This is a genomic window from Paenibacillus mucilaginosus 3016, from assembly GCF_000250655.1.
In the GTDB taxonomy this organism is placed as follows: Bacteria; Bacillota; Bacilli; order Paenibacillales; family NBRC-103111; genus Paenibacillus_G; species Paenibacillus_G mucilaginosus.
On sequence record NC_016935.1, the window covers coordinates 7334190 to 7353914 of the forward strand.

General features: G+C 54.2%; 17 protein-coding genes and 1 pseudogene. 10 read left to right on the forward strand and 8 right to left on the reverse strand.

The features are described 5' to 3' along the window. Positions 1-72: 72 nt before the first annotated feature. Positions 73-1605 carry a DEAD/DEAH box helicase gene (locus PM3016_RS30245; protein WP_014372037.1) on the reverse strand — a complete coding sequence of 511 codons (1533 nt, stop codon included), beginning with the start codon at positions 1603-1605 and terminating at the stop codon, positions 73-75. A gap of 199 nt (positions 1606-1804) precedes the next feature. On the opposite strand from PM3016_RS30245, the gene PM3016_RS30250 reads away from it, so the two are divergent. Together PM3016_RS30250 and ileS are read left to right on the forward strand one after the other, a co-directional pair. Continuing rightward, a complete protein-coding gene (locus PM3016_RS30250; protein WP_014372038.1) occupies positions 1805-2044 on the forward strand; it encodes a thioredoxin family protein in 240 nt (79 codons plus the stop codon). Between the two features lie 1095 nt (positions 2045-3139). Beyond that, positions 3140-6220 carry an isoleucine--tRNA ligase gene (ileS, locus tag PM3016_RS30260; protein ID WP_014372040.1) on the forward strand — a complete coding sequence of 1027 codons (3081 nt, stop codon included), beginning with the start codon at positions 3140-3142 and terminating at the stop codon, positions 6218-6220. Between the two features lie 102 nt (positions 6221-6322). Here ileS and PM3016_RS30265 read toward each other — a convergent pair whose 3' ends face one another. The 3 genes from PM3016_RS30265 to PM3016_RS30275 form a co-directional block, all read right to left on the reverse strand. Further along, complete coding sequence (locus tag PM3016_RS30265) at positions 6323-6655, reverse strand: 4Fe-4S dicluster domain-containing protein (protein WP_013920276.1); 333 nt, start codon at positions 6653-6655, stop codon at positions 6323-6325. Further along, on the reverse strand, positions 6652-8268 hold the full coding sequence (locus tag PM3016_RS30270) for an FAD-dependent oxidoreductase (protein ID WP_014372041.1): 1617 nt from the start codon (positions 8266-8268) through the stop codon (positions 6652-6654). The genes PM3016_RS30265 and PM3016_RS30270 overlap by 4 nt, the downstream gene beginning before the upstream one ends. A gap of 439 nt (positions 8269-8707) precedes the next feature. After that, the gene (locus PM3016_RS30275) at positions 8708-9247 is read right to left on the reverse strand and encodes a LysR family transcriptional regulator substrate-binding protein (RefSeq protein ID WP_014372042.1); all 540 of its coding nucleotides are present in this window, start codon (positions 9245-9247) and stop codon (positions 8708-8710) included. Positions 9248-9492: 245 nt separating this feature from the next. Between PM3016_RS30275 and PM3016_RS38950 the strand changes: the two genes are divergently transcribed. The 3 genes from PM3016_RS38950 (at position 9493) to PM3016_RS37665 (ending at position 10727) form a co-directional block, all read left to right on the forward strand. Further along, a complete protein-coding gene (locus tag PM3016_RS38950; RefSeq protein WP_187297979.1) occupies positions 9493-9663 on the forward strand; it encodes a hypothetical protein in 171 nt (56 codons plus the stop codon). Between the two features lie 55 nt (positions 9664-9718). Further along, positions 9719-10144, forward strand: a complete 426-nt coding sequence (locus PM3016_RS30285; protein ID WP_014372044.1) for a calcium-binding protein — start codon at positions 9719-9721, stop codon at positions 10142-10144. Between the two features lie 181 nt (positions 10145-10325). Further along, positions 10326-10727, forward strand: coding sequence for a hypothetical protein (locus PM3016_RS37665; RefSeq protein ID WP_014372045.1), 402 nt, complete (start codon positions 10326-10328; stop codon positions 10725-10727). Between the two features lie 341 nt (positions 10728-11068). Here the strand turns inward: PM3016_RS37665 and PM3016_RS38290 are convergent, their stop codons facing one another. Further along, the gene (locus PM3016_RS38290) at positions 11069-11917 is read right to left on the reverse strand and encodes a hypothetical protein (protein WP_014372046.1); all 849 of its coding nucleotides are present in this window, start codon (positions 11915-11917) and stop codon (positions 11069-11071) included. Between the two features lie 91 nt (positions 11918-12008). On the opposite strand from PM3016_RS38290, the gene PM3016_RS41505 reads away from it, so the two are divergent. Then, the gene (locus PM3016_RS41505; RefSeq protein WP_081484350.1) at positions 12009-12284 is read left to right on the forward strand and encodes a GerAB/ArcD/ProY family transporter; all 276 of its coding nucleotides are present in this window, start codon (positions 12009-12011) and stop codon (positions 12282-12284) included. Next, positions 12230-13036, forward strand: coding sequence for a GerAB/ArcD/ProY family transporter (locus PM3016_RS30300; protein ID WP_014372047.1), 807 nt, complete (start codon positions 12230-12232; stop codon positions 13034-13036). The genes PM3016_RS41505 and PM3016_RS30300 overlap by 55 nt, the downstream gene beginning before the upstream one ends. Before the next feature lie 59 nt (positions 13037-13095). On the opposite strand, the pseudogene PM3016_RS41615 reads toward PM3016_RS30300, so the two are convergent. Next, a pseudogene (locus tag PM3016_RS41615) lies at positions 13096-13257 on the reverse strand (YczF family membrane protein); the annotation flags it as partial. Positions 13258-13349: 92 nt separating this feature from the next. Beyond that, complete coding sequence (locus tag PM3016_RS30305; protein WP_014372049.1) at positions 13350-14141, reverse strand: AraC family transcriptional regulator; 792 nt, start codon at positions 14139-14141, stop codon at positions 13350-13352. Positions 14142-14402: 261 nt separating this feature from the next. Here PM3016_RS30305 and PM3016_RS30310 point away from each other — a divergent pair, with 261 nt between their 5' ends. The 3 genes from PM3016_RS30310 to PM3016_RS30315 all read left to right on the forward strand — a co-directional run bounded on the left by PM3016_RS30310 (position 14403) and on the right by PM3016_RS30315 (position 18625). After that, the gene (locus PM3016_RS30310; protein WP_014372050.1) at positions 14403-16151 is read left to right on the forward strand and encodes a cellulase family glycosylhydrolase; all 1749 of its coding nucleotides are present in this window, start codon (positions 14403-14405) and stop codon (positions 16149-16151) included. 265 nt (positions 16152-16416) lie between these two features. Then, positions 16417-17349, forward strand: coding sequence for a WD40/YVTN/BNR-like repeat-containing protein (locus PM3016_RS38955; RefSeq protein WP_187297980.1), 933 nt, complete (start codon positions 16417-16419; stop codon positions 17347-17349). After that, positions 17261-18625 (forward strand): RICIN domain-containing protein, encoded by a 1365-nt coding sequence (locus PM3016_RS30315; RefSeq protein ID WP_238540361.1) that lies wholly within the window; start codon positions 17261-17263, stop codon positions 18623-18625. The genes PM3016_RS38955 and PM3016_RS30315 overlap by 89 nt, the downstream gene beginning before the upstream one ends. Before the next feature lie 390 nt (positions 18626-19015). Here the strand turns inward: PM3016_RS30315 and PM3016_RS38295 are convergent, their stop codons facing one another. Beyond that, entirely contained in the window at positions 19016-19387 is a 372-nt protein-coding gene (locus tag PM3016_RS38295) for a hypothetical protein (protein ID WP_014372051.1), read from the reverse strand. Positions 19388-19725 lie beyond the last annotated feature (338 nt).

Consider the following 19725-nt stretch of genomic DNA (forward strand, 5'->3'; position numbering starts at 1 on the left):
CTGCACCGCGTCCGCTTCGGCATCTCGGCTCCGCGCTGCACAGCGGCCGGCCTCGACGTCCCCCTGCGCTTCCTAGCCCTTCGGCTTGTCCTGCTTCTCCTTCAGCCAGCGCGGCGCGCCCTTGTTCTTGCGGTCGCGCTCCCGCTCCGCCTTGCGCTTGTCCGGCGCAGGCTGCGGCGATCGCGGCCCGCGCGCCCCCGGTACCGGCGCTCCGGCGGTCCGTGCAGCCGGACGCCCGGCAGCCGTGCCTTCCCCGCGCTCCGGCGCCCGGCCCTCACGCGGCGCCCCGGCCGGCCCATCGCTGCGCTCGGCGGCAGGCCTTGCCGCCCGCGCGGCTCCTGCCGCGGTGTCACGGCGCTGCGCCGCTCCCGGCTCCGCAGACGCTCCGCGTCCGTCTTCGCCGCCCGGCACCCGCCGCTCCACGAGCTTGCGCTTGCTTTCCTGGCGGATCGCACGCTCCTGCTCCGGATCGATCAGACGGCCGTGCGACATCACGCGGCGTTCGATCGTGATACCGAGCGCCTTCTCGAACTTCTCGAGAATGAACTGCTGGCGCGGCGTCACGATCGACACGGCCATGCCCTTGCGGCCCATCCGGCCCGTCCGGCCAACGCGGTGCACATAATGATCCGCATCGAGCGCCGGATCGAGATTGATAACGTGCGTCACCTGCGGCAGGTCGAGTCCCCGCGCCGCGACATCGGTCGCCAGCAGCAGCTGGAAGCGTCCGGCACGGAAGCCCTGCATCGTCCGGGCCCGCTCCTGTTTGAACGAATCGCCGTACAGCCCTTCGACCGACAGCCCGGCGTACTGCAGCTTCGCCACCGCCTCGCCGATATTGTCGGTCTCGTTGATGAACACGATCGCCGCCCGCGGATTGTACAAACGCACAAGCTTGCGGAGCGTATCGATTTTTTCCCGCTCCTCACAAACGAAGTATACGTGCTCCAGCGTCTCCGACGTCCGCTGGGCCGGCTTCACGCGCACATATTCCGGATCGTTCATCCAGCGGTCAATGACCGCCTGGATCGGCGGCGGGAAGGTCGCGGAGAAGAACAGCAGCTGGCGGTCGCGCAGCATGCCCTTGAACAGCGCCTCCACGTCCTGCATGGAGCCGAGCTCGAACACCTGGTCGACCTCGTCCACGACGACCGTCTTGATGCCGTGCAGCTTCAGCTTGCGCAGCTTCACGAGCTCCTGCACCCGTCCCGGCGTGCCCACCACGATCTGAGGCTTCGTCCGCAGCTTGTCGATCTGCCGGTCGATGGAGGCCCCGCCGATGAGCTGCTGGACGCGCAGGCCCGTCCCTTTCGTCAGCTCCTCTACGGTCTGCACGATCTGCATGCCGAGTTCGCGGGTCGGAACCAGCACCAGCGCTTGAACCTCCCGCAGGTTTTCATCGAGCTTCTGCAGCACCGGTAGTGCGTAAGCCAGTGTTTTGCCCGTGCCCGTCTGCGACTGGGCCACCAGGTCCTTTCCTGTGAGCGCCACCGGAATGGCGTCGGCCTGAATCGGCGAAGGCTCTGTGATCTCAAGCTCCTCCAGCCGCTGTACGAAATGGGGATTAATATGTAAAGATGCGAATCCCGTTGTCAATGCCATCATCCCTTCTCTTTCCTTGCGTGCTCCTAGTATACCAAAATCGGGAAGGTTTTTCCCGCCGCCCCCAAAATCACCTGCCCCCGCTTATCCATAGGGTGAACCTATCGTAACCAGTTCAAATTAGAAATAGATGGAAAGGGCCCATTCCTTCTATACTCAGGTTGTAAGCACAAACCACAACTTAACGAAGGAGCGATGAGAAATGGCAAAAGCGGTGTTCTACCATGCGGGGTGCCGGGTATGCGTAAGCGCGGAGCGAATGGTGGTTGAGTATCTCGATCCGGCACAGGTGACGACGGAGATCGTTCATCTCGGTGAGCAGTCGGCCAGGATCGGCGAAGCCGAAGCGTCCGGCGTCGTGTCCGTGCCTGCGCTGGTGCTGGACGGTCAGGTGTATCACATTAACTACGGGGCGAGCCTGGAGGATGTTAAAAAGGGATAATCCCGACGCCCAGACCCAAACATCCCACTCCCGTTACCAGAATAGGTGGCTTGTACTACGAGGCTGGGCGCTCCCTCCCGGCTTGGCAGCGGGAGCCGGGCAGCGTCACGGATGCTGGTGTACGCCTCGGCATGCAAGACAGCTCAAGCTCGGGCTCACGATTCCTGGCTTCTCGCCGCTCAAGGCAGCGCGAGCAGGTAATCCCCGGCAATGGCGTCTCGCCACGCATGGCAGCGGGGCCAGGCTTCCCGTGCCCGGCTCCTTCGCCGCGGCATGGCTGCTCAAGCCGGGCTCCTGGCCAGGCAAGGCAGCGCGTGCCGATAATCCCCGGCAATGGCGTCTCGCCACGCATGGCAGCGGGACCAGGCTTCCCTCGCCCAGTCGCCGCGGCATGGCTGCTCAAGCCAAGAGCATCCGCTCTCCGGCCTCTTGCCCGCGGTTCGTCACAGCGAACCGGCATTCCCGCGCCCAGCCTCCTACCGCCGCATGGCAGCGCGAGCCGGCGGGTGTCCCGCCGCTCAGCCTGCCGAGGCGGCCTGAGTCTCACTGCCTGCCCGGGAACGAAACAGCAAGGAAGGGGGCCCTGCGGCACCCTTCCTTGCTGCGTTTTTTCATCGTCCCCTCTCCCTCGCCCTATGCCTGTTCCCCCCCTGCAGCTCCACCTGCCTCTCGAAGTCACCTGCACACACCTGGGCGAAACAGCCTCCTTCGATTTTCTCCATTGACAATCCGCTTGCAATAGTGTAGAACTGTAAATAACTGAATGATCCGACAAATTCATTGACGAGAAAGAGTAAGCTGAACCCCTTGTTCCCCAGAGAGTTGGCCCCGTGCTGAAAGCCAACGTTCAAGACTCAGCCCAAAATCCTCTCCGAGAAGGAAAGCCGAAGCTGCTGAAGTAAGCTGACCCGGGATCCCGCCGTTACAAGGGACGCGTATGATGGTACGCAGTAAGTGGGCTGAAGAATAACCGGGCAACCGGTCCTTCAGAACAAGGGTGGTTAAGCGAGAAATCAATCTCGTCCCTTTGGGGGCGGGATTTTTTTGTTTTGTTTTTCACCCCCATCCATTTGAGCGGAATGGAGCGAATGATTCATGAGAAAAGTCGACGTCAAAGAAAAAGCAAGAACCCGGGAGCTGCGGATCCTGGAGCAGTGGAAGCGGGACGATACGTTCGGGGAGTCTATCCGGAACCGGCAGGGCAGGCCGAACTTCGTATTCTACGAAGGGCCTCCCACCGCGAACGGCAAACCGCATATCGGGCACGTGCTGGGGCGTGTGATCAAGGATTTTATCGGGCGGTACAAAACGATGTCAGGCTACCGCGTCATCCGCAAAGCCGGCTGGGATACCCACGGCCTTCCTGTCGAGCTGGGAGTGGAGAAGCAGCTGGGCATCTCGGGCAAGCAGGCCATCGAGCAGTACGGCGTCGCCGAGTTCGTCGAGAAGTGCAAGAGCAGCGTCTTCGAATATGAGAAGCAGTGGCGGGAGCTGACCGAAGCCATCGGCTATTGGACCGACATGGATCATCCCTATGTGACGCTGACCAACCCGTATATCGAGAGCGTGTGGCACCTTTTGTCCGAGATCCATCGCAAGGGGCTCCTCTACAAAGGCCACCGGGTCAGCCCCTACTGCCCGGACTGCCAGACGACGCTCAGCTCCCATGAAGTGGCCCAGGGTTACGAAGAGGTCAAGGATCTCAGCGCGACGGTGAAGTTCAGGAGCCGGGTGGGAGAGGAAATCTTCCTGGCCTGGACGACCACCCCCTGGACCCTTCCGGCCAATGCGGCTCTGGCGCTGAACAAGGATCTGGACTATGTCAAAGCCAGACAGAACGGCAGCGTATACGTGCTGGCAAGCGGACTTGTGGAACAGGTGCTCCAAAAGGATTACGAGATCCTCTCCACGCATAAGGGTGCGGAATTCGTGGGCACCGAGTATGAGCCTCCTTTTGCCTATATCCGGGTGAACGGAGGGCACCGGGTGGTCGATGCGGCCTACGTGAGCGATTCGAGCGGCACCGGGATCGTGCACATCGCACCGGCGCACGGGGAAGACGACTACCGCACGTGCCAGCAGCACGGCATCGAATTTGTCAATGTGGTGGACCTCGCCGGCCGGTATACCGGGCAGGTTACCGATTTTGCCGGGCGCTTCGTCAAGGACTGCGATGTGGATATCGTGCGATGCTTGTCCGAACACGGCCTGCTGTACGCCAAGGAACGGTACGAGCACAGCTATCCTTTCTGCTGGCGCTGCAAATCCCCTCTCCTCTACTACGCGATGGAGAGCTGGTTCATCAAGACGACGGCCGTCAAAGAGCAGCTGATCGAGAACAACCGGCAGGTCGATTGGCACCCGTCCCACATCCGTGAGGGGCGTTTCGGCAAGTTCCTGGAGGAGCTCGTGGACTGGAATATCAGCCGCAGCCGGTATTGGGGGACGCCGCTGAACATCTGGCTGTGCGGGGATTGCGGAACCGAAACGGCACCCGGCAGCCTCAAGGAACTGCGCGATCTGTCCGTCACGCCTCTCGATGAGAACCTGGAGCTGCACAAGCCTTATGTAGATGCGGTCCGGCTGCGCTGCTCCTGCGGGGGAACCATGCACCGGACGCCGGAGGTGATCGATGTCTGGTTCGACAGCGGCTCCATGCCGTTCGCCCAGTACCACTACCCCTTTGGCGACAGGCAGCTGTTCGAGGAGCAGTATCCGGCGGACATCATCTGCGAAGGCATTGACCAGACCAGGGGCTGGTTCTACAGCCTGATGGCGGTATCCACCCTGTACAACGGGAAGCTGCCGTACAAGGCGGTGATCTCCACCGGTCACGTACTGGACGAGAACGGCCTCAAGATGTCCAAGAGCAAAGGAAATGTGGTGGACCCGTGGGAGATCATCGGGGAATTCGGGGCGGATGCCTTCCGCTGGGCGCTGCTGTCCGACAGTGCGCCGTGGAACAGCAAGCGGTTCTCGAAGCAGATCGTCTCCGAGGCGAAGTCCAAGGTGATCGATACGCTCCACAATACCCATGCGTTCTACTCGCTGTATGCGGCGATCGATCAATATGACCCGGACGCCCATCCGCTGCCGACTTCCAGGAACGAACTGGACCGGTGGGTGCTGTCGAGGCTGAACACGACGCTGCAGCACGTGGTGAACGGGCTGGAATCCTATGACCTGCTCAACCCGGCCAGACAGATCGAGGCCTTCGTCGACGAGCTCAGCAACTGGTACCTCCGCCGCTCCCGGAACCGCTTCTGGGGCAGCGGCATGACGGAGGACAAAGTGTCCGCCTACCAGACGCTCCGCGAAGTGCTTCTGACCCTGGCGCGGATGATCGCGCCTTATGCCCCGCTCCTGGCGGAAGACATCTACGGGAACCTGGGCGGCGAAGGCAGCGTCCATCTGACGGACTACCCGAAGGTGAACGAAGCCGCAGTGGATGCCGCGCTTGAGAAGGAGATGGAAACCGCCCGCGGGATCGTCGAGCTCGCACGCAACCTCCGCAGCGAGGCGGGGATCAAGACCCGCCAGCCTTTGTCCGAGCTGATCGTCTCGCTGGACCGCGAATTCGATCTGGACCGGTTCGAAGCCATCATCAAGGAGGAGATCAACGTCAAACGCATCCGCGTCGAGCACAGCGACAGCTCGTTCGTTGACGTCCGCCTGAAGCTTAACCTGAAGGCGGCCGGCCGAACCTACGGGAAGCTCGTCGGCGCCATTCAGACGGTGCTGAAGGAGCTGCCTGCATCCGAAGCGAGGATGGCGGTCGAACGCGGCTTCCTGGACGCCGCGGTTGCCGGCGAATCCGTCCGTCTGACGCTGGATGAGCTGCTCGTGGAGAAGCAGGGCAAGGAAGGGTTCGCTTCCGCGTCGGCGCACGGCATCAATGCCGCGCTGAACACGGAAGTCACAGAGGAGCTGGAACAGGAAGGCCTGGTGCGCGAAGTGATCCGCGGCATTCAGGACTACCGCAAGAAGCTTCAGCTGCCCATCGAGAAGAGAGTCCACCTTACGCTCGATGTCGATGCCCCGCTGAAGCAGGCGCTGGAACGGTTTGATTCTCTTCTGCGGGAAAATGTGCTGCTTGCTGAGCTGAGGTTTGCCGCGGCAGCGGACATGGAGGATGCTTCCTTCGGAGGACACAAGCTCCGCCTGCACATTCAGTGACAAGGGGAGATATAAATTCTTAGATTGGAACCAAAAACAAGGAGCAGCATGCCGTGTGAAGACCGGCAGCTGCTCCTTGTTCTGCATTACAACGATGGCCTGCTAAGGAATCGACCTTGCGGCGAGCTGATACATATACTCATGGGCGGACACGGGCTTCCGGCCCGGCCCCCAGCCCACCTTCTCCCGGTAACCGCCGAGCAGCCCCTGCGCCTCCAGGCTCTCTTCCGTGACGCCGGCCGCCGCTTCCGCATCGGGGGAGACATACATGGCGTCGGCCGGGCAGTACAGCTCGCACATGAAGCAGGTCTGGCAGTCGCTCTGGCGCGCAATGACGGGAATGCCGTCCTCGCCTTTGTCGAAGACATTGGTCGGGCAGACGTCGACGCACCGGCTGCACTGCACGCAGCGCGATTCGCTGATGAGCTCGATCACTGGGCCGCCACCTCCTTCCGCAGGGGCTCGGGCTGCACCCAGACCTCATCAAGCCCGCCGGAACGGAGCCGGTAATGCTGCCCGCTGTCCTGCTCCGGGTAGTCTTCGCGCTTGTGCATGCCCCGGGTTTCGGTGCGGGCCAGGCCCGAGCGGTACATCCACCGGGCGGTGGCCGTCATGGCCGCCGCTTCGCGCGCCTGCACCGCATGGGCACCAAGGGACGAAGCCCCGCTGCGGATGTCCCGCCAGATGCCGTCCAGCCGGCCGACCGACGCCCGCAGACCCGCCTCCGTGCGGAACAGGTTGCGGTCGTAGGGCATGACCTCTTCCTGGACGGCGCGGATGTGCTCCTTCGGGCGGTCCGACCGGTCTCCCGCCGAAGCGGCCGTCACCGTGGTCGACGACAGGCCCTTCAGTTCGCGCCGTCCGGCGAGGGGCCCGAGGCTGTGCGCGTAGGCGGCCGCTCCTTCTCCGGCGAACGAGCCGGACGACATCGCCCAGGCCGCATTGTGGCTGCCTCCTCCGGTGAAGCCGCCGCAGATCAGCTCGCGCGTGGCCGCATCCCCCGCGGCGTAGAGCCCCGGCACCGCGGTCCGGCAGCTCTCATCCGCGATCCGGATGCCGCCCGTCCCGCGCACGGTGCCTTCCAGCCGGAGCGTGACCGGGAAGAGATCCGTGAACGGATCGATGCCCGCCCGGTCGAACGGCAGGAAGAAGTTCGTCTGGCCTACGCGCAGCAGCGGCTTCACGTCCTCGGGCGCCTTATCCAGGCGCGCATACACCTGCCGGCCGGCCAGCAGCTGCCGGGCGATGACCGAGCGGCCCCTCGCCGAACCCGCCCCCTCCACTTCCGTCCCGTCTTCATAATAAAAGGTGGCATACCGGTAATACGCCGTCTTGGTTACGGAAGAGAACACCGGCGAGATGCCGTAGGCATTGGAGAACTCCATGCCGGACAAGTCCGCGCCCGCCTCGGCGGCCAGCAGGTACCCATCCCCCGTCAGCACATTGGTGCCGAGCGCCTTGCTCAGGAAAGCGCAGCCGCCCGTGGCAATAATGACCGCCCCGGCACGGACCTCCCAGGCTTCTCCCGTCTGCGTCCGGACGCCCCGGGCACCGCCCACGCCGTGGGCGTCCCCCAGGAGCTCCAGCGCCGGGCTGTGGTCGAGGATGGTGACGCCTGCCTTTTGCACGAGCCTCCGCATGAGCCTCATGTATTCCGGGCCCTGCAGCCCCCGGCGGTAGGGCCGTCCTGCTTCATCCTTCGGGAACGGATAGCCGAAGCCGCTCAGCCGGTTCATGTTCTCATAGGTCCGGTCGAGCACGCGGTTCATCCAGTCTTCCTCCGCGAGCCGGCCTCCGAGCCCGAATCGGCTTTGCCTGGCTTCCTCCCTGGCCTCGCGGTCCGGCTCTACGTACCACACCCCCGTCCCCGACGGGGCCGTCGCCCCGCTCGTTCCGCAGTAGCCTTTGTCGGCGAGCACCACGCGCGCGCCGTGCGAGGCGGCCGTCAGCGCCGCCCAGGTTCCCGCCGGTCCCCCGCCGATCACCAGGACATCCCCTTCCAGCCTCAGTCCCCCGGCCCAGGTTTGCTCCGCTTCCTGTATCGTCATCCGCATTCATCCTCCTTCAGCTGCTTGCTTATTAAGAAAAGAAGCACCCCTCATCGCCAAGGAGTGCCTCCATTCAAACGGTAGGCCTGCCAGACGAATGCTTGGTCCCTGATACCGGGCCCAGCTCTTACGAAGCCCGGTACCGTGCCAAGGAAACCAAAAAAGGAGACAGTTCCGCCTTCCGGCAGCTGTCTCCAGGGTGTCTGGTAGATGGTATTCAGATATTAATTCACACTTATGGAATAGGAATAAAAGGATTTTACCATTCCATCCTTCTGCCTGTCAATCCTCTGCTGTCATAGGGTGCTGCTGCCAACGCACAGGTGATGAACGGGGTGACTGACCGTGCCAACCTTCAGCACGGATCTGCTGCTTCTGATTCGCCGCGGAGCACAGTCCAGCAGCACGTTTCCTTCCGGTCCTGCTTCTGACGCCCCGGCTAAGCTAAGCCAGACCGAGCCTCCCCCTGCTGCTGCGCCGCCTCGGTCAGCTTCCCGATGAAGGTTCGGCTCGCTGCGCAGAGATGCTTGTTGCGGCGGTAGGCGATGCCGATCCGCCGGGTCGGCCGCTCCCGGAAGGGCAGCACCCGGATGTTCGGATGGCCCGCATCCAGCAGATACGGCAGCGGGAGCACCGTGACGCCGATCCCCTGGGCGACCATATGCAGAAGGGACTCGAGCGTCGTCAGCTCCATGACCGGCTTCGGCCGGAAGCCGTGGGCCGCACACTCCCCGTCGATCAGCTGGCGCAGCCGGTACGAGCCGGGCAGCAGCACGGACGGCGCCTCCTTCAGCATGCGCAGCTCCGCTGCTTCGCCCTCGGCCCATCTGCTGTCGGCCGGTACGGCCAGCACAAGCTCCTCCTCGCAGAGCAGCACGTTCTCGAGCTCCGGATGCTCCATCGGGTAGAAAACGATACCGAGATCCAGCTCGTTGCGCAGCAGTCCCTCATAAATATCGCCCGTCCGGAGGCCGAGCACCGAAATCTCGCAGGGGCCCTTTCTAAGAAACTACTAGGGCGAATATTTCATTTGGACTGATAGAAGGCTGGGACGGATATTGGAGTAAAGCAATCGAGGTCTTAATCTTATCAAGAAAGAGGGGGATCAGCATGATTTGTTCGGATTGCAGTAACACTGAGATGACTGTACTTGCCCTATTTATGGGGCTTTCAGCTGCAATTATTGTCCTTTCGTACGTGGTAAAACTCTTAGGAGTTACGACTATGGCTTTTGATCAGAATGAACAGGAGCGCGCGTCCGAGTGGGAAACCATCCTATGCTCCAATGATGGAAGGTTGATCATGGAGCTGTCGAAGGATTCGCAGGCACCCAAGCATATTCGGGATCAGGCAGAGAGAAAACGAAAGCAAATGGTCTCAATCAATAGCCACTAACATCCGTCCTGCGACGGGCAGCGACACCCTTAGCGTCAGCAGGTACTTCTTCGGGATGAGCACGGATAATGTGCTGTCGGGTGGCGCAGGAGCGGATGTCTATGACATCGGCCCGGACTTTCGGCGGAGCGTCATCCGGGAAGAAGGACTGGCCGGCGAGACCGACACGGTGCACCTCTACGATGAGTATCGTGCGTCCGATGCGACAGTCTCCCGCAGCGGCAGCGATCTGGTGGTGAATCTCGGCGAATGGAACGGCTCGCAGCAGGCGCTGACCGTAGAACGCTTCTTCGAGAGTGCCGCACAGCGAATCGAGCGATTTGAGTTCGGCGACGGTAGCGTATGGACCGACACGCAGGTGGAGCAGCTGGTCCAGGCTGCGGCTGCGGCATCGGGGACTGCTGGCGGGAACACCGATCCGGCAGGGGCTTCGGCTGCCGGGCTCCGGGAGCTGTTGCTGGCGGCCGGAGCCACCGAATAGCCGGGCGGCAGGGCCGAAGTGTCTCGCAGAATTACAGCGGCGGCAGTAGGGCGATCCAGACCAGAGGTCAGGCCGGACACGCCTGACCGGTGTGCTTAAGATTTGGTAAAGAAGCTATCGGGCGGGCGTAAGGTTTGGTATGATTTGTATGGAATTATATAACAATGGAGGGATTAGTTGTATGAAACTTTCTAAAATATCCGCTTCTTTCGTGCTTTCTCTTTCTCTGCTCACGGGTACGGCGTCCGCCGCCGAGCCTGTCGCCCCGGGGTCAGGAAGGGCTGTGAGCGAGGCAAGCGCCGCCGCTTCGGCCATTACACCGATCGCAGTCACCTTGAAGGTGGGGCAGACGTACGCCATCTCCAGCGGAGGAACGGATTCGGTTCCTGCGCCGGTGATCTCCATATTGAGCCAAAGCGAGGAAGGGGTCATTACCTGGAGAAAATTCTGCTTCCTCGGGTGCTCCCAGATCATCACGGCCCAAAAGCCGGGTTCAGTCCTTATTAGCGCCACCACCATCTTCTCGTCGTACCCGTTTCCGACCTACCCGTACAGGCAGTATTCCATTACGGTAACGCCTTAGAAGTCTGGTGAAAAAGCATGGGCCGCCCCTGCCAATCAGGTTTGCCATACCCAACGTATAGGCTCTTCACAAGCAGCTTCTCCGGCCTCATACATCCATAAGCAGTGTTCGGCGTTCCCTGCAGGAGCCCTCCGAAGCGGATGGCCGTGCAGGCTCGGTGTCCGGCGCCCGCCTAATCCGCGGCGCCGCTGCCGCACAAAGAAGAAGGATCTGGCCAGAGCCCGCTCCTTCTTTTTTTTTATTTTCTATTACGTAAAATTCTAGTTTGATGAAATTAAAATAGAGTGTTCGCCATACATGTGGCCAGTAAAGCAGCTTTGCAAGCAGGCTCGAGTGAACAATCAAGGCATTAAGGCATCACACATTTGTTTCATCATTTGTATTTTTCTTTCGTGCATCACCAAGTTGACCCGATTATCTGCATCATATAGAGTCCTAATTTTATCATCAATGAACTTCTGACCTAAATTCCATGCATTATTTTCAAATTTCATTAACATGATCCCATATATCTCAATGAAGCTTGAATATTCATGAAGATCGATGGGTTTTCCATTTAATACGAGATGCCGCATGAGATTGCATTTCTCCGCTATCATCGAAAACACTTCATAATTGATTTTTAATTCCTGATCAATTAGATGGCCGCATTCATGTGCTAAAACTACCTTCAAAGAAGTTAAGGAAGGAATAGTGAAAACCACAAGGTTAACACTCATCTGCTCATATAATCTTAATGGATTTACATTGATCTCATTAGACACTACATCGTAATTCGCGCTTTGATTATATTCATCTGTAATGTTGACCGGCACATTAATTCCCCAGTTAGATACCACATCTCTCGCCGCATTCAATATCACTTCAGACGAGTAAGAAAGTATGGTTTCCGCCTCATCGATTGCAACATAACAAAACTCCGAAGACAAATCCCTCTGAACTGTTTGTATAAGGTAATATGACCTGCCGGAAACTAGATCACCTGTTGCTGTGCTACCCGCTGGAATAAAGCAATGAATATCTTCAGCAGGACATGGTCCCGCATACACATAACCAAATCTTTCTGCTGTATCGTGATAGAAAGACAGAACGTCATTTTGAATAAGGTCAGCATAATGACCTTTAAGATTAAAGACAGTTGAAGAGCCTACAGCAGTACCTTCTATATCCTTTGCCTTTGATAAGTGCATGCTACTCCACATTGAATGTATACAATAGTCAACGGACGGAGTATAACGAGGGTGCCCGGAACGTTAAGCGAAACGGAGGAATGGGACTTCGCTGGTCGTTAGTCTCGGATTAAAGGCGGAAAAAGACGCTTGGCTCGCGATCCTTTTGGGACTTTCCGGCGGTTTGGCATTGTTCTGCGTATACGTTTCCTTGAATCGCCGCTATCCGGCTCTTCCGCTCACCGCTTATGCCAGATCGATTTTGGGCAAATGGATCGGGTGGCCGATCGGTATGTCCTATGTGCTTTTTTTATGTACTGAGCGGCTAGAGACATGCGTGACGGCGCCGATCTGTTGGTCACCTCTGTACTCGATCAAACGCCGATGATCGCGGTCAGCATTATCATGATCCTGACGATCGGTTACGTCCTGCATAAAGGCATTGAAGTGCTGGCAAGAACGGCCCAGATTTACCTTGTGGTCATGATCGCGCTGGGCGTGTTTAGTAACTTCCTTCTTGTTGTATCCGGTGTGATCGATGTGAATCAGCTGCTTCCGATTCTAGAAAAAGGCTGGGAACCCGTCATCCACACGGGCATCACGCAGGCCTTTGAATTCCCGTTCAGCGAAATGATTTGCTTTACGATGCTGCTTCCTTATTTGAACGAACCGAAACAAGGAATAAGAGCGGGCTTCATCACGATGTTCGCCGGCGGACTGATCTTAAGCTTCAGCACGGCGATGAACATTGCCGTGCTGGGCGTCGATATTGCAGGAAGAGCCACCTTCCCGCTCTTGACGACGATCAGTCTGGTCAATATTCGGGAGTTCATTCAGCGGATGGACGTTTTTGTCGTCATGACGCTAATTATAGGCGATTTTTTCAAAGTCGCGATCTTTTATTATGTCGCCGTCATGGGGGCGACCGATTTGTTCGGGATGAAAGATCATCGAAAGTTGGTGTATCCGCTCGGTCTGATCGTTTTATTCCTCTCCGTCGCCATCGCGGACAACTTTGCGGAGCATATCAAGGAAGGAAACTTTGCTCTAGTGACGGTGTTTTTATTGTTCGGCGTCATTCTGCCCCTCTTGCTGTGGTTCGTTGCTTTCGTGCGTAGCCGATTCCGGTCCGGCAGCTGATACTTTTGCCTTTGCCTGTTGTTTCCATAGGCGGCGTAATTATACTCCACGATAATGATATAGAGTATGGCTACGATGATAATAACGATCTCGATACGAAACATGAGACGGAACGGAGTTAGCAGCATGTTGATGGATGCATTCGGATTGTAGCCTAACAGCAGGTCTATGGTCATCGCAAAGCGAAGCTTAATATAAAGAGGAGCAAAGTTACAAGCCATCTTTTCAAGGCCGCATTCCACCTTCCGATTTTGAAAAATCGATATTAGTGTGAAACCGGCGGGGAGGTTTCATGCATCGAATTTGACGGGGCTCATTTGTGCTGCTTCTTGTATTCTGTTGGTGTAAGCCCGAATTTTGCTTTAAACTGTCTCATTAGATGGAAGGCATTGCTGTATCCGCTTTGCGCAGCAATCGAATCCAGCGACAAATCTGTTGTTGATAGCAGAGCCTTTGCACAATGAAGGCGGCTATTAATAATGTCGTTCATAACATTGACGCCGAACAGTTTTTTGTAGGTGTGCTGGAAACTCGATAAGCTCATGGATAATTCTTTAGCCAACTCTTTTACAGAGGGGATTGACACAGGGTTGGTGCGAATACGGATTCGAACGTTTATCATACATTCATATTTTGCAGAAGCCTTTACCGATGGGAAGTGAAGTCCGCTATGAAGTTTGCGGCTAAGTTTAATAAAGAAAATATACAAGTAATGCTTGATGGCATCTCCGCTGTGAGCACCCGCCGTATAAAATTCATAAGTCATTTTCTGTATAATTGAAGATATCTCAGAAATATCCCCTAGCCACGTAACCGTGTTATAGGGGATATTTAGTTTGCCAAAAAATTCCTTATCAGCGTCGTCTATACTGAAATAAAACCAGTCGTCCACGTACTCATTGCCATATGAACGATAATGTTGCGGCTCATCACTGGTAAACAAAATAAAGGAATTTTCCTTTGTGACCACTTCTTTACCGTTCTGCACAAAGACGGCAGGCGTTTTGATTAATAATAGAATCCAACTGCTGCCAATGCCGTTAGGGTGATCGATCACAAAAGTTTTGTCATGGGAATGATGATATCCGATCACGTGTAATTCCATGGGAACGGCTTCCTTTCGTCCTATTTAATTTTATATAGCAGCGATTTTGGCAGAAAATGATATCATATCATGCGCATTTCGCTATCGGACTTCGTAACGACATTTATTATAATTTTAACAAAATGTATCAAAAAAAGGGATATCAAAAGTTATTATGGGGGGTGGTGATACTTCAGCAAATCCAGGGACTTGTAATGCTTCAACCATCAATGGCAGTTCGTTTAGCTTTATTTTTATCCAAAACGGGACAGGAGCGATTTCATGATGAGTGGGACAAGATTTTCAAGGCAGCTGACCGCATTATTGTTAACACTATCGATCGTGTTTGTGTTTGGGGTTAGTCATACCCAGCCCGTATCGGCATCAGAGGTATCTCCGTCGCAGGCGTATGTCTTGGCCATGGGCAAAGGTCTGAACGTATTTAATACGTTTGATAGCTTCAGAACAGACGACTTCTCGCTATCCGATGAGACTTCCTGGGGGCAGCCGAGGGTAACGCAAGAGTTGATTTTGGCGGCCAAAGCCAAAGGCTTCAAAAGCATTCGCATCCCCATGACCGCCTATACCCGATATACATTGGGAGCCGACGGACACTACGTCATCGATTCCGCATGGCTGGCCAGATATAAAGAAGTGGTGGACTGGGCTGTTTCCGCAGGGTTATATGTCATGATCAACCTGCATCACGATTCCTGGATCTGGCTTAGAGACTGGGATGGAGATACGGCATCCGAGGAGTATAAGCGATATGTGGATTTTTGGACACAGCTTGCGGATTATTTCAAGGACGAGCCCGATACCGTATCCTTCGAGACCATAAATGAGCCGCAATTTACAAGCGATACCGGAAGCATCACGAAGCAGGATAAATTAGATAGGATCAATGAGGCTGCCTACCAGGCGATTCGCCAATCGGGCGGCAATAATGCAACTAGAATGATTATCATTCCGACTATAGAGACAAACGCTGCTGTGGAAAAAGCAAATGCAACCTACAACTTTATTGCCGGCCTGAATGATCCGAACATTATTGCCACCGTGCATTATTACAGCGACTGGGTATTTAGTGGCAACCTTGGTAGAACAGGCTTTGACGAACAGCTTTACGCCGGATCCACTGAAACGCCGAGATCCAACACGGATCTGTTATTCAACACCTTGAATGACACCTTTATTTCGAAAGGCATCGGGGTTGTCATTGGGGAATATGGCTGGTTATCCCCTGATGAAGGCGCTGCAGCCAATCAGTCGGGTGAAAAGCTGAAAATGCTGGAATATCTGAACTACATGGGTTCGAAATATGGCGTTAGTACCATGATCTGGCCGCCTGCATTTGATCGGGTTCCGCCATATGATTGGAATTATTTAGTCGGCTCAACTATTAAAGCAGCCGTTCAGGGACAACGTTCCTCCTATTCGACAGGGTTAAATGAAATCTATATTAAGGAAATGGTTGCAAGCGATATTCAGATTCCGCTTACGCTGAACGGGAATACCTTTAAAGGTATCGCAGGATTGAAGAAAAGCGATTATTCCTATAATGCCAAAACCGCAACTCTTACGCTTTCCAAGAAATTTGTAGACGAAAAATTCACTAAGGGATCACACGGCATCATCGCGGATTTGGAGTTGCAATTCTCGGCAGGTGCTGCTTGGCATCAGTATATAATCAAATATGCAGCGCCGGTATTTCAAACCGCTACAGGCACAACAACATCCGGAATTACGATTCCGGTAACCTTCAACGGTTCCAAAATAAAACGTGTTTCAGCCTTTGATGCATCTGGCAACAGAATCGGCCCTAATTCATGGTTCCCGTATATGCAGTTTGGCCATGAATTTAATGCGAACTATTCGGAAGGCACGTTCACCATCCAAAACAACTTCTTTAACAGTTCCGTATTGGATGGAACCATCAAGATCACGATCGAATTCTACGATGGGCAAGTCATAAACTATGCCATCCAAAAGAGCGCATCGAATTTGACGGGAATTGGGAAAGCACCCTGAATGGGATTAGGATGTAATCAGGGAACTTAAAAAGCACAAAAAAAGCCCAAGCGGTCTGGGGGACCAAGAGGACGAATGATCAGTGCCTCGGATCGCATGGGAACGCTAACACTGGTCAAGAAAGACTCCGCCCGATTATTGTCCAACGGGATGTGCGGACGTTGTACGAAGAAAGGAGGTGCTGCCAGCACTATTAGGCCATGGAAGAGCAGTTTATCTCACTTCCAGTCGGACAGCAAGAGAAAACAATTTAAAGGAGGATTTTATGAAAAAAGCAATTTCGTTTATACTTGCAGTATTATTATTTGTTGGAATGGGCTTCAGTTATGGCGGAAGCATTAGCTCAGCGTATACCACCAATACCTACACATGGAACAATGTAAAAATCGGCGGCGGAGGCTTTGTTACCGGGGTGGTATACAATCCTGTAGAAAACGGCTTGTTGTTCGCACGTACTGATGTAGGAGGAGCTTACCGTTTTGATTCCTCTACAAAAACGTGGATACCATTAACGGATTTCATTGGAAGAACAGACCGGGATGATATGGGAGTTCTAAGCATTGCAGTGGATCCTACGAATGCAAACAAGGTTTATATGATGACAGGACTGTATACCTCTCAATGGGCAGCAAATGGCAACTTCTATGCATCAACAAATAAAGGTGCAACATGGACCAAAACTGCTTTACCGTTTAAAGTTGGCGGAAATGATATTGGAAGGAACACGGGGGAACGTCTTCAGGTTGACCGCAATCTTACAAATGTTTTATATATGGGCAGCACAACGGATGGCTTGTATAAAAGTACAAATAGCGGAGCCAATTGGAGCAAGGTTACTTCCTTTCCGGCTGCAAATATAAACTTTGTCATTCTTGATACATCGAGCTCAATGCCGGGCACAGCTACAAGCAGGATTATTGTAGGTGCAAACGGTACTTCAAACACGATGTATATAAGTAATAATGGAGGAAGCACCTGGAGTACAATATCCGGACAGCCTTCAGGGTATTGTCCGATACGTGCAGACATAGCTTCAAGTACATTATATGTCACTTTTTCAGCCTTTTCCAGAACAGAGGATATGCCCGGACCAAGCAGTGCGTCCAGTGGTGTTATCTATAAATACAGCATTTCTACAGGGACCTGGACCAATATTACGCAAGCACGACAACCTTGCTGTGTCGCCGCCAGAGGGTGAATTTACTCCAGGAGAAAGCAGCAACAACTACAGCATTGATTTTGCAGAGTCCGTACCTACCAAGGTTGTAAGGTCTTACGATAAAAAAAGCAGTACATCCTATGGTGCCTATTCGACGAATGGGGGAAGTACCTGGACAGAATTTGCATCAGCGCCGGCTAATGCAGGAGCGGGCGGATATATTGCAATTTCTGCCGACGGGTCAAAGATCGTCTGGACACCAAGGGATTCAAGCCATAATTATATTGCTCCCTATGTTTCTGCAAATAACGGTTCATCATGGATCTCATCCACTGGAGGAGTTATCGGAAAGAAACCTGTGGCCGACCGTGTAAACTCAAACAAGTTCTATCAATTTGATTATGAGAATGGGATCGTGTATGTAAGCACGAATGGCGGAGCATCCTTTACAGCTGGTGCAACGGGCCTGCCTACAGTACCAAACTATTCAAGTAATGATGCAGACATGGAAGCTGTATTCGGCAAGGAAGGCCACCTGTGGGCGGCTGCCGGAGCAGGAGGGCTCTATTACTCCACTAATTCCGGTACATCATTCACAAAATTGTCCAATGTAACCGAGGCCTATAAGGTAGGCTTTGGTAAAGCAGCTGCAACTGGCGGGTATCCTGCAATATTCCTGAATGGTATTGTTGAAGGTACTTATGGCTTCTTCAGGTCAGATGATCAGGGTGCATCGTGGGTCAGGATCAATGATGCGGCACATCAATTTGGCAATGTAGTCGATATAACCGGGGATCCCAAGGTTTATGGACGTATTTATATAGCAGTCGGCGGCAGAGGAGTTATATATGGAGATTTACAAGGAACCACACCATCCGGAATCCAATCAGGGCATATCTATGAGCTGGTAAACAGAAACAGCGGCAAAGCACTGGATGTAAGTGGCGGCTCGACTGCCGACGGCGGTGATGTAATACAATGGACATGGAGCAATGGAAATAACCAGAAGTGGAGAATTGATGCCCTTGGGAACGGGTATTACACCCTTACGAATGTAAATAGCGGTAAGCTGTTGGATGTAAACGGAGGATCGACTGCCGATGGCGGAAATGTAATACAGTGGTCTTCTAATGGCGGAACTAATCAACAGTGGCAGATTATTGACAATGGAGGCGGATACTACAGGTTAATCAACAGAAACAGCGGAAAAGCACTGGATGTAAACGGCGGATCGACTGCCGACGGCGGTGATGTAATCCAGTGGACATGGAGTAGTGGAAATAACCAGCAGTGGACACTGGTACCTTTAAACTGATTCAAGCTGGGCCTTAATATTAAAGGAATCACTTTGAATTTAGGGTGATTCCTTTTGTCGGAGGACAAGAACAATATTTAAGCTGTGAAATAGATTAGTAAGCAAATTATTATCTGTGTTTCTCTAGCCACCAAAATCCAGCCGCCTTCATGACCCAACTGAGAGTCGGGGGTTCTGGAAGCGATGTTCTTCGAGCCATTGCTGCAGGCGGAGCATATTCCGTATTTCCGCAGCGAGCCGGGGGGGGGGGCGGGCGGCTATATGCGCGTGTTTTATAGACATATGTATAAAATCCAGATTTGGTGCATATGTACGTCGTTAATTCTTATGTGGCGCGTGAAAGTCCTCCATTATGATAAAAAAGGCTGCCATACGCGGCAGCCAAATGGACTAATACCAGTTTCTGATGTATGCTGTACCACCGCTTGATCCAACAATGAGTTTAACCTTATAGGAGCATGCACCGCTCATATAATACATAAGAGATTTTTGGGTTATTCCTTCAGTAATGTTGACAGAAACAACGTCTTTATACGTATAACCACTGCCGCAATCCTCGTATATTTCACCTGCTACTCCACCGGAGCCATTAGTAAAAGACACGGTCACTTTCCCATATTGATGCTGGCCTTTTACTGGATTCGTCCACTTTGGGCTCTCGTTATTTGCGGATACTGACTGCCACTCATTTGCTGCAAACGCTGTTGTTCCCGCAGACAATGCCATGAATGCGGAAAGGACAAGGGTCATTGCTTTTCTCATAGAAAACTTCCTCCATTTCAAGGTGAAAAACCTTTTAAAATATACCATTTACCCCATTTATTGAAAATAGTACACTATTACTAGAAAATTTTCGACATTGCATTAACAAAGTTCCTTCGTTAACTCTCGCTCCGTGGCATTTTCACGGTACATAACTACTGACACCCTTCCCTATGCTTATAATTATATTGCACCACAAACTGAACTTTTTAAACAACAATCAAACTTATACTGAACTACGTTAGTCTTTAAATAATTGGTTGGGTTTTTTATTATTCCTTTTCAGGCCTCTTAACCATATTCCACATTCTTAACTTCTCTTTGACTGTCGCATAGTA

Excerpts from the sequence above, each read along its gene's own strand:
- ileS (WP_014372040.1), top strand. The coding sequence starts at position 3,140 with ATGAGAAAAGTCGACGTCAAAGAAAAAGCAAGAACCCGGGAGCTGCGG.
- PM3016_RS38295 (WP_014372051.1), bottom strand. The coding sequence starts at position 19,387 with ATGAGAAAAGCAATGACCCTTGTCCTTTCCGCATTCATGGCATTGTCT.
- PM3016_RS38290 (WP_014372046.1), bottom strand. The coding sequence starts at position 11,917 with ATGCACTTATCAAAGGCAAAGGATATAGAAGGTACTGCTGTAGGCTCT.
- PM3016_RS30245 (WP_014372037.1), bottom strand. The coding sequence starts at position 1,605 with ATGATGGCATTGACAACGGGATTCGCATCTTTACATATTAATCCCCAT.
- PM3016_RS30305 (WP_014372049.1), bottom strand. The coding sequence starts at position 14,141 with ATGGAATTACACGTGATCGGATATCATCATTCCCATGACAAAACTTTT.
- PM3016_RS30250 (WP_014372038.1), top strand. The coding sequence starts at position 1,805 with ATGGCAAAAGCGGTGTTCTACCATGCGGGGTGCCGGGTATGCGTAAGC.
- PM3016_RS30270 (WP_014372041.1), bottom strand. The coding sequence starts at position 8,268 with ATGACGATACAGGAAGCGGAGCAAACCTGGGCCGGGGGACTGAGGCTG.
- PM3016_RS38950 (WP_187297979.1), top strand. The coding sequence starts at position 9,493 with ATGGCTTTTGATCAGAATGAACAGGAGCGCGCGTCCGAGTGGGAAACC.
- PM3016_RS38955 (WP_187297980.1), top strand. The coding sequence starts at position 16,417 with ATGAAAAAAGCAATTTCGTTTATACTTGCAGTATTATTATTTGTTGGA.
- PM3016_RS30310 (WP_014372050.1), top strand. The coding sequence starts at position 14,403 with ATGATGAGTGGGACAAGATTTTCAAGGCAGCTGACCGCATTATTGTTA.
- PM3016_RS30285 (WP_014372044.1), top strand. The coding sequence starts at position 9,719 with ATGAGCACGGATAATGTGCTGTCGGGTGGCGCAGGAGCGGATGTCTAT.
- PM3016_RS30300 (WP_014372047.1), top strand. The coding sequence starts at position 12,230 with ATGCGTGACGGCGCCGATCTGTTGGTCACCTCTGTACTCGATCAAACG.
- PM3016_RS37665 (WP_014372045.1), top strand. The coding sequence starts at position 10,326 with ATGAAACTTTCTAAAATATCCGCTTCTTTCGTGCTTTCTCTTTCTCTG.